Annotated in this window: 14 protein-coding genes and 1 pseudogene; 10 read left to right on the top strand and 5 right to left on the bottom strand. The window is 28.4% G+C overall.

The genetic code is table 11. The annotated features are described in order from the left end of the window. Both ABI549_RS08290 and ABI549_RS08285 read left to right on the top strand, forming a co-directional pair. Nucleotides 1-442, top strand: a pseudogene (locus ABI549_RS08290) (O-antigen translocase); the annotation flags it as partial. Then, nucleotides 443-1,528 carry an acyltransferase gene (locus ABI549_RS08285; RefSeq protein WP_348075989.1) on the top strand — a complete coding sequence of 362 codons (1,086 nt, stop codon included), beginning with the start codon at nucleotides 443-445 and terminating at the stop codon, nucleotides 1,526-1,528. Nucleotides 1,529-1,549: 21 nt separating this feature from the next. Here ABI549_RS08285 and ABI549_RS08280 read toward each other — a convergent pair whose 3' ends face one another. Next, a complete protein-coding gene (locus ABI549_RS08280; protein WP_348075988.1) occupies nucleotides 1,550-2,686 on the bottom strand; it encodes a glycosyltransferase in 1,137 nt (378 codons plus the stop codon). A gap of 36 nt (nucleotides 2,687-2,722) precedes the next feature. Here ABI549_RS08280 and ABI549_RS08275 point away from each other — a divergent pair, with 36 nt between their 5' ends. Both ABI549_RS08275 and ABI549_RS08270 read left to right on the top strand, forming a co-directional pair. Continuing rightward, on the top strand, nucleotides 2,723-3,847 hold the full coding sequence (locus ABI549_RS08275; RefSeq protein ID WP_348075987.1) for a glycosyltransferase: 1,125 nt from the start codon (nucleotides 2,723-2,725) through the stop codon (nucleotides 3,845-3,847). A 54-nt stretch (nucleotides 3,848-3,901) separates the two neighbouring features. Further along, a complete protein-coding gene (locus ABI549_RS08270) occupies nucleotides 3,902-4,990 on the top strand; it encodes a glycosyltransferase family 4 protein (protein ID WP_348075986.1) in 1,089 nt (362 codons plus the stop codon). A gap of 2 nt (nucleotides 4,991-4,992) precedes the next feature. On the opposite strand, the gene ABI549_RS08265 is transcribed toward ABI549_RS08270, so the two are convergent. Both ABI549_RS08265 and ABI549_RS08260 read right to left on the bottom strand, forming a co-directional pair. Further along, nucleotides 4,993-5,730, bottom strand: a complete 738-nt coding sequence (locus ABI549_RS08265) for a class I SAM-dependent methyltransferase (protein WP_348075985.1) — start codon at nucleotides 5,728-5,730, stop codon at nucleotides 4,993-4,995. A 20-nt stretch (nucleotides 5,731-5,750) separates the two neighbouring features. Then, nucleotides 5,751-6,641, bottom strand: a complete 891-nt coding sequence (locus ABI549_RS08260; protein ID WP_348075984.1) for a glycosyltransferase family A protein — start codon at nucleotides 6,639-6,641, stop codon at nucleotides 5,751-5,753. 49 nt (nucleotides 6,642-6,690) lie between these two features. Between ABI549_RS08260 and ABI549_RS08255 the strand changes: the two genes are divergently transcribed. Next, the gene (locus tag ABI549_RS08255) at nucleotides 6,691-7,506 is read left to right on the top strand and encodes a 2OG-Fe(II) oxygenase (RefSeq protein ID WP_348075983.1); all 816 of its coding nucleotides are present in this window, start codon (nucleotides 6,691-6,693) and stop codon (nucleotides 7,504-7,506) included. A 4-nt stretch (nucleotides 7,507-7,510) separates the two neighbouring features. On the opposite strand, the gene rlmH is transcribed toward ABI549_RS08255, so the two are convergent. Next, the gene (gene rlmH / locus ABI549_RS08250) at nucleotides 7,511-7,984 is read right to left on the bottom strand and encodes a 23S rRNA (pseudouridine(1915)-N(3))-methyltransferase RlmH (RefSeq protein ID WP_348075982.1); all 474 of its coding nucleotides are present in this window, start codon (nucleotides 7,982-7,984) and stop codon (nucleotides 7,511-7,513) included. 312 nt (nucleotides 7,985-8,296) lie between these two features. On the opposite strand from rlmH, the gene nadC reads away from it, so the two are divergent. From nadC to priA, 5 genes are all read left to right on the top strand, one after another. Next, complete coding sequence (nadC, locus tag ABI549_RS08245; protein ID WP_348075981.1) at nucleotides 8,297-9,154, top strand: carboxylating nicotinate-nucleotide diphosphorylase; 858 nt, start codon at nucleotides 8,297-8,299, stop codon at nucleotides 9,152-9,154. A gap of 15 nt (nucleotides 9,155-9,169) precedes the next feature. Continuing rightward, the gene (locus tag ABI549_RS08240; RefSeq protein WP_348075980.1) at nucleotides 9,170-10,120 is read left to right on the top strand and encodes a YihY/virulence factor BrkB family protein; all 951 of its coding nucleotides are present in this window, start codon (nucleotides 9,170-9,172) and stop codon (nucleotides 10,118-10,120) included. Further along, entirely contained in the window at nucleotides 10,117-10,542 is a 426-nt protein-coding gene (locus ABI549_RS08235; RefSeq protein WP_348075979.1) for a DUF2147 domain-containing protein, read from the top strand. Before ABI549_RS08240 ends, ABI549_RS08235 begins: the two co-directional genes overlap by 4 nt. Before the next feature lie 4 nt (nucleotides 10,543-10,546). Then, on the top strand, nucleotides 10,547-11,170 hold the full coding sequence (locus ABI549_RS08230) for a hypothetical protein (protein WP_348075978.1): 624 nt from the start codon (nucleotides 10,547-10,549) through the stop codon (nucleotides 11,168-11,170). Between the two features lie 68 nt (nucleotides 11,171-11,238). Then, on the top strand, nucleotides 11,239-13,689 hold the full coding sequence (priA, locus tag ABI549_RS08225) for a primosomal protein N' (protein ID WP_348075977.1): 2,451 nt from the start codon (nucleotides 11,239-11,241) through the stop codon (nucleotides 13,687-13,689). Here the strand turns inward: priA and ABI549_RS08220 are convergent. Next, nucleotides 13,686-14,378 carry a LytTR family DNA-binding domain-containing protein gene (locus tag ABI549_RS08220; protein ID WP_348075976.1) on the bottom strand — a complete coding sequence of 231 codons (693 nt, stop codon included), beginning with the start codon at nucleotides 14,376-14,378 and terminating at the stop codon, nucleotides 13,686-13,688. The two genes, priA and ABI549_RS08220, sit on opposite strands and share 4 nt — an antisense overlap. Between the last annotated feature and the right edge of the window lie 41 nt (nucleotides 14,379-14,419).

The following is a 14,419-nucleotide window of genomic DNA, read 5'->3' as shown; positions in this document are numbered from 1 at the left end:
AAATACTTTACTTATGATATATTATTATCCAAAATTAGTATTAGCAAAAACAAGAGAAGAAACAAAAGAAGTCTTTTGGAGTTTTTACAAACAAGTACTTCCTTTACTTTTTTTAGGATTAACTATAATTTACATTTTTAGAATTTTTGCAGTAAAAACTCTTTTGAGTAAAGAGTTTATACCAGTTTCTAATTTGTTTTTTTGGCAACTGGTTGGTGATTTTCTAAAAGTTGCTTCTTGGATTTTAGCATTGAATTTTTTTGCAAAAAAAATGACAAAAGTGTTTATAGCAACAGAAATATTATCATTAATAATACTCTATTTTTCGAGTATTTATTTTACTAATATTTTTCAAATAGAAGGAGTTGTAATAGCACATGCCTTTACATATTTTCTGTATTTGTTGGTTTTATGGATTTATTTCAGAAAAATTTTATTTTAGATGAATAAAAAAATAGACACTATAAATTACTTTCCTGCTTTAACTGGTTTAAGAGCAATAGCTGCGTATATGGTTTATTTCCATCATTTTAATCCGATAAACAGAGCTGTATTTGGGCAAGGATTTTATAATTTTTTTTCTGAGTTGCATATAGGAGTTACTCTTTTTTTTGTACTAAGTGGTTTTTTAATTACCTATAGATATTACAATCTCGAAAAAATTGATTTCAAAGATTATATGATTAATCGTTTTGCAAGAATATACCCAATGTATTTTATGTTATCTACGACAACATTTCTTTATTATGCTATTTTTAGTACACAAAAGTCTTTTTTTGATTTTAAAATTTATTTGTTAAATATTACTTTTTTACGTGGATTTTTTAATGATTTTAAATTTTCAGGAATTGCTCAAGGTTGGTCATTAACAGTTGAAGAAAATTTTTATATAATTGCTCCATTATTATTTTTAGTAATAAAAAAGAGTAAGTTTTTTTTATTGATATTACCTATAATTATATTGATGATAGGTTTTTTATTAGTTTTTATATTTCAAGATTATTCCTTTTATGGTTTGATGAAGACACAAAATTTTATGCTCGATTTCACTTTCTTTGGTAGATGTACAGAATTTATTTTAGGTATAGGTTTAGCGTTATTTATAAAAAAATATGGTTATAGTTTTAGAATAAAATATGGGACATATTTTGGAATAGTATCAATGATAGTGTTCGTTTATTTTTTATCCATTTTAAAAATTTCTGATAACGGATACGGTACAGATTGTATTATGGGTAAAATAATTAACACATTACTATTGCCTTTATTCGGAATTTTGCCATTATTATTTGGGCTTATTTATGAAAAAACAATAGCTTCTAAAGTTCTAGAGAGTAATTTAATGCAATTATTAGGCAAGAGTTCCTATGTTTTTTATTTAATTCATATAGGTATTTTCGAATTATTATTACATAAGTTTAATTTCAACTATTTATTGATATTTATTGTACTTAATCTGATTTCAATTTTACTTTATACTTATTTTGAGAAACCTCTAAATAATTTCATTAGAAATATAAGGTATTAGCTACTTTTCTTTAATTAAAATTTATTTTTCTTCCCAAATATTTAAATATTTTTTTGCGATTTTTATATAATCATGTTCTTTTTCGACAAATGCCCTTGCTCTATGACCAATAGCGACAATTTCGTTAGGGTTTTCAATCAAATAGGATAATTCATTTACTAAATAATCTACATTTGGTAAGGCATTAATACATACTTTATCTGTTATATTATAGTAATTAATAAATTCTTGTTCTGCTCCGGTAAAAACAACTTTACCTTTTGCCATAGCTTCTAGAGCATTGTAACCTTGATCATTACAGTATGCTTGATCTAAAAGAATATGTGCAGAGTTATATAATTCAATATATTCTGAATATGGTATAGTATTGGTAATTATGATTTCGACTTTATTTTTAAATTTTTGTTCTATAATTTTCAAAGCATTTTCAAAGTAAACAATACCTTTTTGATGATAACTATATTTGTTAATACCAAGAAATATAATTATTTTATCCTCGATTTTTAACTTCTCAAATTTTAGTTTAGAAACGTTTATTGGATAAGGTATGTAAGCAGAAAAAATAGGGCTTTTTCTTGCGGCATCAATATAATCAAAATCGGTGGCTATTAATCCATTAAAATTTGATTGTATAAAACGATGAATTTTAATATGTCCTTTACTAAAATAAGAAAAAAAAGAGTTGAATTCTTTTAGTTTTGAATCTTTAAAATAAGGTTGCAAAAGTGATTTGTAATCTTTATTTTCGATATAAAACTTCAAAGTCAAATAATCGACACCAGAAGTTAATACAAAACTTTTTTTATTTTCTTTTAGGATTTTTCTAATTAAATAGATCTCTATTTTTGTTGTTGTTTTTATTGATGCTTCATTTATAAATTGAACTACATCAAATTTTTTTAATTTAGGTAATAAAAAATAAAAACGAATACCATATTCTAAATCTGCTAAATCAAATTTAAAAAGACGATAAAAAATTTTTCTTAGAGTTGTAAATGCCTTTTTTTTTAGCCATTTTGCTTCATAATCATAATCGACAGGATATTGCTTAAAACCATCACTATTACCTATCAATTTTACTTCGTGACCAAGCATTTGTAATCCTTCTTTTAAGGAATTATGTAAAACACTGTATTCTCCAACAAGTAAAACCCGCATTTTTGCTATATTTGAGACGAAAATAAAAAAAATATAATGATTTTCCCTAGTAAAAAGTATAAAATTGCTTTAATTGGTTTTAGTTTGAGTGAAGGTGGTGGTGAGAAAGTAATGGCCAATTTATCTGTCTTTTTTGATAATATGGGGATAGAAGTTCATAATATTATTGTACTAGACAAAGTCACTTATCCTTATAAAGGAAAGTTACTTAACTTAGGATTATTAAAAAAAAACAGTAATGGATTTCTTAATAAACTTAAAAGATTGACCCTTTTAAAAAAATATTTAAAACAAAATAATTTTGATTTTATTATAGATTTCCGCCCTAGAACAAAACATTGGCAAGAGTTAATTATAGCAAAGTTTATTTATAAAAGCAGCACTATTTATACTATACATAGCTATTGGATTCATTATTATATGCCAAATAATTCTTTTTTAACAAGGCTCATCTATAATCATTGTTATGCTAATGTTGCCATTGTAAAACCAATGAAAGAGTTGGTAGAAATAAAACATCATTTAACAAATGTTGCTACTATTGCTAATCCTGTCAATATAAATGAGATTCTTAATAAATGGGATGAACCAACAACCGAAATAGATTTTGACTATATTATTGCCATTGGTCAGTATGAAAGCAATGTTAAACAGTTTGATAAATTGATTGAAGCTTATGCCAATTCTATTTTGCCTAAAAAAGAGATACATTTAGTCATTTTAGGTAAAGGGAATAACGAGTTTTACCAGAATATTGCAGCAGAAAACGATATTCTTGAATGGGTTCATTTTTTAGGTTATCAAGATAATCCTTTTAAGTTTTTAAAAAAAGCTAGATTTCTTGTTTTGAGTAGTAAAAATGAAGGTTTCGCTAATGTTCTAGTTGAATCATTGGTTTGTCAGACCCCAGTGGTTGCTTTTGATTGTCTTTGCGGACCGAGTGAAATTATTATAGATAAAAAAAATGGACTTCTAGTTGAAAATCAAAATATTAACAAATTAACAGAAGCAATAAACTTGTTTATTAATGATCAAGAGTTGTATGATTATTGTAAGAAAAATGCTTTTCAAAGCATACAACATTTTACTTTAGAAAATATTGGAAAGCAATGGTTGAGACTAATGAAAATGGAAGATATTTTAAATAATAATCCTAGTTAATTTATTTTAAGTAAAATATGTTTTGAAGTTTCGAAAAAACTTGAATCTAAAAAAATGAAAATATTATATATCGCTCCAGAAATCACTAACTCTGGCGGAATAGCTAGAGTATTAGCTTTAAAGGCAAATTATCTTACATCAGTTTATAATTATCAAGTTACTATTCTTTGTACAAAAAGTGACGAAGAAACTTTTTTTTATGATTTTGATGAAAGAATTCAAATAAAAACAATTTTTCATTCAAAATATACATTTTCTTTTTTAAACAAATATATTGTTTCTTTAAAAAAGACTATTGAAAAAGAACAGCCAGATATAATCATTATTTGTGATGCCGTTTTGGGTGTGTTTTTACCTTTTTTTTTAAATATTAAAACACCTGTAATATTTGAGACACACGTTACAAAATTTTTAAAAAAGGATTATAAAAATTCAATAATGAATAAATTCAAGTTTAAATTCATTCATTTTTTTAAAAGTAAAATGCTAAAAACATTTGATAAAATTGTTTTTGAAACAGTCGATGGTAAAAAAGAATGGAATATACAAAATAGCGTAGTTATTCCTAATCCTATTTCTTTTACAGAGCAAAAAACTAGTAAATTAAATATGAAAAAGGCTATTAATATAAGTAGACACAGCCATGAGAAGGGAATAGATAGATTATTATATATATGGAAAAAAGTAATACAAAGTAATCCAGATTGGAAACTTGATATTTTTGGACATTGGGATTCTAACTTAAAATACCAAAAACTAGCTATAGATTTAGGGATCTCAAATTATGTGAATTTTTATCCTCCAACAAAAGAAGTGCAAGATTGTTATATTGATTCTTCAATTTATTTGATGACATCTAGATCTGAAGCTTTTGGAATGGTACTTATTGAGGCAATGTATTCAGCATTACCTTGCATTGCTTATGACTGCCCAGTTGGACCAAGAAATATTATTACAAATAATATAAATGGACTATTGGTCGAAGATGGAAATGAATCAGATTTTATTAATAAAACAAATCTATTAATTGCAAATGAAAATTTAAGAAACCAATTAGGGTTGGCAGCACAAGAGGATAGTAAAAAATATAATATAGATTCAGTTATGAGTATTTGGCAAAATTTATTTAAAGAATTAACCTAATACTATTTTTTTTTACAAATAAATATGGTTTCATTTTCTACCAATCCGTTATACTTTTTAGGTTCCATGTAGTGCTTAATAATAATTTTAAAATTAGATTTCTCTAATCTTTCTTGTAATCCGCTTTCAGAATATATTCTTACATGGTCTTCTTGCCCAAAATGTTCTAGTCTTTCTTCGGGTGATTTTATCAATGGGTTTTCATAAATTTCACCCGCTGTAAACGGAGTTTGAATAATCGCAATTCCGTTGGGTTTTAAAACTCTAAATAATTCACTCATGGCGAGTAAATCTGCGTCAATATGTTCTAAAATATGATAACAAATGATTAAATCGACAGTATTAGAATCTATATCAATTTTTGTAATATCATATTGAAAATCAGCATTAAAATTCCCTGATAAATCGGTACTCATATAATTTATCATTTTCACCTTTTTAAGTTTATGCGACAAACTTCTTGAAGGAGAAAAATCTAATACAGTATAATTTTCTTTCAAATAATCGGTTTCCAGAAGTTTCCATAATCTTCTGTCTCTTCCTAGACTACCACATTTTGGGCACAACAATTCCTTTCGTTGATTAATGACAAATTTGCTTAATTTTTTTTCACAAATATTACATTGATGAGAATTTCCGCTATATGCCAATGCGTACAGATTTCTAAAAAAGAATTCATTTTTATAAAGAAACTTTTTCGAAACGACTTTACTTACTATTTTTTTTAAAGTTTGATACATTTTAGCTTTATTAAATGAATTTATTTAGAATTTAAAGAACACAAAAATCCGAGCCTATAAATGTCAAATATATATATAGATGGATTAGTACTGGATAAATTTTTTAAAAATAATTGTTCTGTATTTTTAAATGTAAAAGAGAAAAACCAACATAATTTTAGCTTTTTTATTTTGTGATAAACTCTCGAAATTCCAACATAATTGATAGATATTAGGTGATTGTCGATAAGATTTTTTAGCGCAATAACAGATTGTTTTTCTTTTTGGATAGCAATATCAAAATTGTCTATTCCCAAATGAATTACAGGATTTTCTATATGAGAAACTTTAATTTTATTTTGCATTAAATCGTACGAAAATAAAGTATCTTCATGTCTTTGATTGGGTATTTTTTCATTAAAAGTTATTTTTTCAAAAACAGATTTTTTAATTAAAAAATTTAAAGTGAGTAATGATAAGTAGGGATTTCCCCCCCTTTTCTCTAAAGAAAGTGCCTCTCTTTTAGTTCCATAAGTCCATCTAAATAGTTGTTCTTTTCCTGGCTTATTTTTTTGATATTCAATTCCGCCATATACTACTTTTTCATCATTATTTATTTGATATAAATAATTTGTAATGAAATTATCATAAAGTGGAAGTGTGTCTGAATCTAAAAAAAGCAAATTATCAAATATTGCAGATTTTGCTAATAAATTCCTGATTGCGCTTCTACCTATGTTTTTCTTTAAGATTTCAAACTTGCATTTTTCTAAAGAATTTATTTTATCGTTTTCAATATTTAATTCTGACTCTGAACCATCATCAAACACAATAATTTCAAATTCAATATCGGCATATAAACACTGCTTATGAAGTTCACAAACTAATGTAAAAACATTATAATTGTATGTAGGAATAAGTATTGAAAGCATAAAATAAAAAAATCAAAAGTAAATCATTTATATTTGTAAAAAAAATGCAATGAAACGTCAAGAAATAGCCAACTATATTATTGAAAAAGTTACTATTGAAAAAGATGTAATCATTGCAATGTACCAAAATACTAAACAAGATATTGGTTTTTTTTACATTGACAATCTCCTGCCCGAAGAACTTGTTATTCAAATTTATAATGCTTTTCCTTCGCCTTCAGAAATGACATTGAAAAAAAGCATTCGAGAATACAAGTATGTTGCTGCTCAAATGAATTTGTATAATCCAATTTTAGAAGAAATAATTTATGCTTTTCAAGATTTACGAGTGGTTAATCTAATTTCAGAAATTTGTAATTGTACTCATTTATTTCCTGATGATAAGCTTTATGCTGGTGGAATTTCGATGATGGGGAAAGACCATTATCTAAACCCACATCTTGATAATTCACATGATAAAGACAGAAATTTGTGGCGTGTTTTTAATTTACTTTTTTATGTTTCTCCAAATTGGAATTCTCCAAACGGAGGACATTTAGAACTTTGGCCAAACGGATTAAACGAAAATTCAATAGTAATAGAAAGTAAGTTTAACCGATTGGTTCTCATGGCAACACACAACAAATCGACACATTCGGTAACTAAAGTAAATTCAGAGAATGCAAGATGTTGTGTTTCTAATTATTATTTTTCCGAAAAGCCATTGTTAGAATCAGACACTTTTCACGTTACTTCTTTTCGAGGGCGACCTGAAAATAAATTTTCTGATTTTCTTCTTAAAACTGATACTTTTCTCAGAATGAATCTGCGTAAAGTATTTAAAAAAGGGATTAAAGAAAATCCACACTATTACAAAAAAGAATAAATCTTTACTGATGATGATACGGTTCATTCTTCAAAATGGTAAAACCACGATACAACTGTTCTATAAAAAATAACCGAACCATTTGATGCGAAAATGTCATTTGCGAAAGCGAAATTTTGCCAAAAGACTTCTTATAAACTTCATCACTAAAACCATACGGACCGCCAATAACGAATACTAAAGTTTTAATTCCCGAATTCATCTTCTTTTGTAATTCTTCCGAAAAAGCTACACTTGAAAAGGTTTTGCCATTTTCGTCAAGCAAAATTAACTGGTCTGTTGGCGTAATTTTAGATAAAATAAGTTCACCTTCTTTTTCTTTTTGCTGACTTTCGGATAAGTTTTTTACGTTCTTAATATCGGCAATAACTTCTAAATCAAATTTGATATAAAAAGACAAACGCTTAGTATAGTCATCAATCAAAGATTGTAGGTTTTTATTATCGGTTTTGCCAATAGCAAGGAGCTTGATATTCATTTTTTAGTATTCAAAGTTGAAAAGTTGCAAAGTTACAAAGTTTTTTAGGAGCTATTTCCAGCTTTACACTGCAATCTTTTGTTTTTTAAAGAAAAAAACAAAAGGATTTCCGTTATAATCTGGGCTATTATGAGCATTGTCATTCAGAGCAAAAATAAAATAAATCCGCGAGAATCCGTTCTATCCCTGTTATCCGCGTGCCATAATTTTCCTTTTTCTTTGTTACAAAGGTTAAAAATTTTCCCAAATAACCGAATAAACAAATTACCAAATCCACATTTTTCCCTATTTTAGCCTTATAATTTATTAAATATGATTTCAGAAGCGCAATTTAATCAAGAATTAGAATTAATAATTACAAACGGGATTCGAGAGGATATAGGTCCAGGAGATTACAGTTCACTAGCTTGTATTCCTGCTTTAGCAATGGGAAAAGCAAAATTATTAGTAAAAGATGAAGGTGTAATAGCTGGTGTTGAATTTGCAAAAATGATTTTTAATCACGTAGATTCTAATTTAGTTGTTGAAACTTATATACAAGATGGAAGTCATGTAAAATATGGCGATATTGTTTTTCATGTTTCTGGAAGTTCACAATCTATCTTAAAGGCAGAAAGATTAGTACTTAATTCTATGCAAAGAATGAGCGCTATCGCAACAAAAACCAAAAAATATGTTGATTTATTAATAGGAACAAACACGAAAATTTTAGATACTCGCAAAACCACACCAGGTTTTCGTGCTGCCGAGAAATGGGCAGTGAAAATTGGAGGAGGCGAAAACCATCGATTTGCTTTATATGATATGATAATGCTCAAGGACAATCACAATGATTTTGCTGGCGGAATCACTTTGGCTATTGCCAAAACAAAAAAATATCTTGCAGACAATAACCTCGATTTAAAAATTATTGTCGAAGCTAGAAATTTAACCGAAATTGAAGAAATACTGCAATCCGAAGGAGTTTATAGAATATTGATAGATAATTTTAATTTTGAAGATACAAAAACGGCTGTCAAAATGATTGGAAGTAAATGTTTAACAGAATCTTCAGGAAATATAAACGAAAATACTATTCGTGATTATGCAACATGTGGGGTTAATTATATTTCATCGGGTGCTTTAACCCACTCAGTTTATAATATGGATTTGAGTCTGAAAGCAATTTAACTTGATAACCTGAATATGAGTCAAACTACAGAAGAAATATTAAAAAAAACTCCCGTAATCAAGCAATTGATTGTTGTTTTGCAAAATATAAAGTTACCTTGGTTACAAGGAATTTCTTTGTATGAGCTAATCCATTTTTATATATCTGGAATTATTCAAGGTGACTTAAGTTATAGAGCAGCAGCCATTGCATGGAGCTTTTTTATGGCATTGTTTCCGTTTATGTTATTTGTTTTAAACCTTATTCCATATATTCCAATACCTGGTTTTCAAGAAGATTTTTTAGGATTTGTAAGAGAAAATGTACCGCCCACAACTTTCTATGCGATAGATAATATTATAAACGATATTCTACACAATAGTCATTCAGGATTATTATCAACAGGAGTTATCTTGTCTGTTTTTTTGATGACAAATGGAGTAAATGCGGTAATGAGTGGTTTTGAAACCTCACAACATATTGTAGAAAAACGAGCTTATTTCAGACAATATTTTGTAGCCTTATTTATATCCATGCTACTTACATTTATCTTATTAATCACAGTAGCTATCATCATTATTTTTGAAGTTTTTATACAAAAAACCATCATACAAGATGTGCTTTCTAGCCGAATTTCCGATAAAATTTCCTTGATAGAATTTGGACGATATTCCTTTGTAATTATTATGATACTAATGTCAATCGGTATACTTTTTAAATTTGGAATTAGACAGACAAGAAAACGAGCATTTATAACAATAGGAGTTGTTTTTACTACAGTTTTAATCATTTTATCTTCTTATTTCTTTGGAATTTGGGTAGTTAAATTCTCAAAATACAATGAATTGTACGGCTCGATAGGAACACTACTCATTGTAATGTTTTATCTTTGGATAAACTGTATGGTACTATTACTAGGTTTCGAATTAGATGCATCAATATATAAATTAAAACACCACCCAACTAAAATCCCACATTTATCATGATAAAAAAACTGACATTTTTGTTTTTACTTTTAGGCTCTTTTCAAATGCAATCACAAACCGTTTTCGGAAAATGGAAAACTATCGATGACAAAACAGGAGAAACAAAATCTGTTGTTGAGGTGTATGAAATAAACGGAAAAGTATTTGGAAAAATCATCGAAATTATAGACGCTACCAGACGCAATAAGAAATGCGAAAAATGTGAAGGAACTGATAAAAACAAACCCGTTCTAGGGCTTGTAATTATAAAAGGACTTACAAAAGATGAAGCTGAATATAATGGCGGGAAAATCCTAGATCCTGAATCAGGAAATATATACAAATGTATTCTTAAACTCTCAAGTAAAGACAAACTCGAAGTCCGTGGTTATATGGGATTTGCACTAATAGGTCGTTCGCAAACTTGGGTTAGAGTGAAGTAAGAAAATGAAAATATTAGATAAAATATTAAATTTTATAAAAAAGAATCCAAGAAAAGGAGCTTTTTATAATTCATCTGAATTTGAATTAGAAAATTTTATTTGTGGAATTGGAAAATCTAAATTTAACGATAAGATAATAATTATAGATGACTATCCTTTTTTACCATCATTTGTGAATTATAAAAAGCAAATTGAAGCTTGCGACATAAATGCTATTTGTTATAAATCTTTCCCACCATTATTAAAAGTAAAAAATGAGCTAATCTTTATTGCAAAAGACAAGCATGAGGAATTAAAAATGTTTGCTGAAAGAAATAATATTGATATTTTCAAATCAAGTGGAAATTGGGATATGATTTTAGAACCATATTTGGATACAGAATTTACCGAAGAAAATAACAGTCGAATATATAAAAGATTAAATGAAAATGGTTTAACTAATTCAGAAATCGATAAAATAAGAGAAGAAGTTGAAGAACAAATGCTTAAATATAATTTCGATACTATGCTTTGGGAATGGGTTAATCTTGGTTTGTCAGATGTTTTAGCCGCGATGCGGGTAAAGTATGATAAATTAAAATTTCAAGAATTTTATTTCAAAGCTATGGAAATTGAATTAAGAGTATAAACAACACAAATAAATAGGTTTTTAATTTAATTTTAATATATAAGATTTCAAACAAAAACAAACTAATAATGCCTTTCTTCATCCAAGTTATTTTACCGCTTACACTTCCACAAACCTTTACTTATAGTGTTTCGGAAGCAGAATTCGAGTATCTGAAAGTGGGTATGCGTGTGGCAGTTTCTTTTGGTAAAAGTAAATTTTATACAGGCTTAGTTTCTCAGTTGCATCACGAGGTACCAACCTTATATGAAGCCAAAGAAATTCATCAAATTATAGATGACAAACCTATTGTAACTGAAATACAATTGCAACATTGGCAATGGATTGCGTCCTATTATATGTGTACACTGGGTGAAGTTTTCAGGTGTGCTTTGCCATCTGCATTACAATTAGAAAGTGAAACCATTATTTCTGCCAAAAAAGATTTTTCTGTTAATGAAAACGAACTTTCAGACGAAGAATATCTATTGATAGAAGCTTTAAATCAGCAAAGTTCTCTCAAAATTAGTGAGGTGACCTCGGTTTTAAATAAAAAGAAAGTTTTCCCTATCATTCAACAGCTTTTAGCTAAAAATATCATTACGCTTCAGGAAGAAATGGTCGAAGAATATAAACCCAAATTGGTGCGTTATATTCGATTGTTTTCTGAGTTTAATGCTAATGAAAAACTCGAAGAATTACTATTGGTTCTAAAAAATGCGCAGAAACAAAAAGAAATAGTATTAAGTTATTTTCAATTACAAGCTTCTACAAAAAAGCCTATTTCAGTTAAAGAATTAACCGAATTTTCGGGAGCAACTTCGGCAACTGTAAAAGCATTAATCGATAAAGAAATTTTTGAAGAATATTATATTCAAGAAGATAGAGTTTCGTTTGATGCCGTAAATGAAAGCCAGATTATATTAAGTGAACCACAAAATAAAGCTTTATCAGAAATTGAAACAATTTTTGCAGAAAAAGAAGTTTGTTTGCTCCACGGAATAACCGCTTCAGGAAAAACAGAAGTTTATATAAAGCTTATTGAAGGATTTTTAGAACATAAAAAACAATGTTTGTATTTGTTGCCAGAAATTGCGCTCACTACACAATTGGTTTCTAGATTAACCAAACATTTCGGAAATAAAGTAGCCGTTTTTCATTCAAAATATAGCAATAACGAACGGGTTGAGGTTTGGAATCAAGTTTTAAATTCGTCCGAAAAAGCCCAAATTGTAATTGGAGCTCGTTCGGCAATGTTCTTGCCTTTTCAAGATTTGGGATTCATTATTGTCGATGAAGAACACGAGCAAACATTTAAACAAACCGATCCTGCACCAAGATATCATGCTCGAGATGCAGCCATTGTTTTGGCTAATTTTCATAAGGCTAAAGTGCTTTTAGGTTCTGCCACACCAAGTATAGAGACTTATTTTAACACCCAAAATAACAAATATGGATTGGTCGAATTGCACGAACGTTTCGGAAATGCTGTGTTGCCTGAAATAGAATTGGTCGATTTAAAAGACAGTTATTTCCGCAAAAAAATGACAGGACATTTCAGTCAAAATCTAATTGATTCCATTGCTGAAGCGCTGTCGAACGGAGAACAAATTATTTTGTTTCAAAACCGTCGCGGGTATTCGCCAGTGATTGAGTGTATGACTTGTGGACACGTGCCGCAATGTCCGCAGTGTGATGTGAGTTTGACCTATCATAAGTTCAAAAACCAATTGCGTTGTCATTATTGCGGTTACAGTATAGCGAAACCAACGAATTGTCACGCTTGTTCGAGTATCGATTTGACATCAAAAGGATTTGGAACCGAACAAATTGAAATGGAATTGGCTTCTCTTTTTCCAACAAAAAATATCAAACGAATGGATCAAGATACTACTCGAGGTAAATATGCTTTCGAAAAGTTGATTGATAGTTTTAAGAATCGGGAAGTTGATATTTTGGTAGGAACACAAATGCTTGCCAAAGGTTTAGATTTTGATAATGTATCGCTCGTAGGAATCCTTAATGCCGACTCGATGCTGTATTTTCCAGATTTTCGAGCTTTCGAGCGTAGTTTCCAGATGATGACGCAAGTGTCGGGTAGGGCAGGGCGATCAGATAAGAAAGGGAAAGTGATTATTCAAACCTACAATACAAATCATAATACAATTCAACAAGTGGTGCAAAATGATTATTTATCGATGTTTAAAGAGCAATTGTACGAACGAAAAATATACAATTATCCGCCTTATTTTAAATTGATTAAACTCACATTAAAACAAAAAGATTTCGATAAGTTAAAAGAAGGTTCTATGTGGTTGTATCAGGTTTTGAAACAGCAATTTGACATGCCTGTTCTTGGACCAGAAGAACCAGCAATAAATCGAATTAGAAACGAGTATATAAGAACCATTTTGATAAAAATTCCGCAGGAAAAATCATTGGGAAACACAAAAAAAACCATTCAAAAAATTCTGAATAGTTTTGAGTCAGTTTCGCAATTTAGAGCTATCAAAGTAGCTGTAAATGTAGATTTTTACTAAGAATCTAAAGCTTTAGCTAAATCTTCTTTTTTATTTCGACTTAACGGAATTTTAGTAATTCCAATTTCGGCAAATTTGCTGTTAAATTTTTCAATCTTATCTATATTAATAATAAAAGATTTGTGAACGCGTATAAATTTTTCTTTAGATAAATCTTGTTCAAAGGATTTCATGGTCGATAAAACCAAGTGACTATCATCTTCGGTAACAATTTTTACATAATCACCATAAGCTTCAATCCATTTTATTTTTGCGGTATAAATTTTAAGTTTTTTTAAGTTGCTTTTTATGAAAATATGTTCACCTTCTTCTTCAAAACTATCTCTTCGAAGTTGGTGCATATCTATAGCTCGTTTTACGGCAGCATTAAATCGTTCTTTTGTAATTGGTTTTTGCAAATAATCTGTTGCATCATAATCAAATGCCTTTACAGCATATTCTGCTTTTGATGTGATAAATATAGTTTGAGGTTTTTCTTTTAAACCATCTAAAAGGTTAAAACCACTTATTACTGGCATTTCTATATCTAAAAACAATAAATCGACATCTTTTGTAGTCAAACAATTTTTAGTTTCAACAGCATTAGAAAAATCGCCTACTAAGGTTAAATTAGGGTGAGATTCTACTAGTTTTGTAACCAAAATCCTTTGAATAGAGCTGTCATCTACAACAATACAGTTCAATTTCATAATAACATTTTAATAAATTGGTAATATAAATATACCTTTTT

Origin of the sequence: Flavobacterium sp. (assembly GCF_039932285.1) — a bacterium.
Taxonomy (GTDB): Bacteria; Bacteroidota; Bacteroidia; order Flavobacteriales; family Flavobacteriaceae; genus Flavobacterium.
The sequence above is the reverse complement of the archived record's forward strand: the minus strand, read 5'-3'. Positions and strand labels throughout refer to the sequence as shown.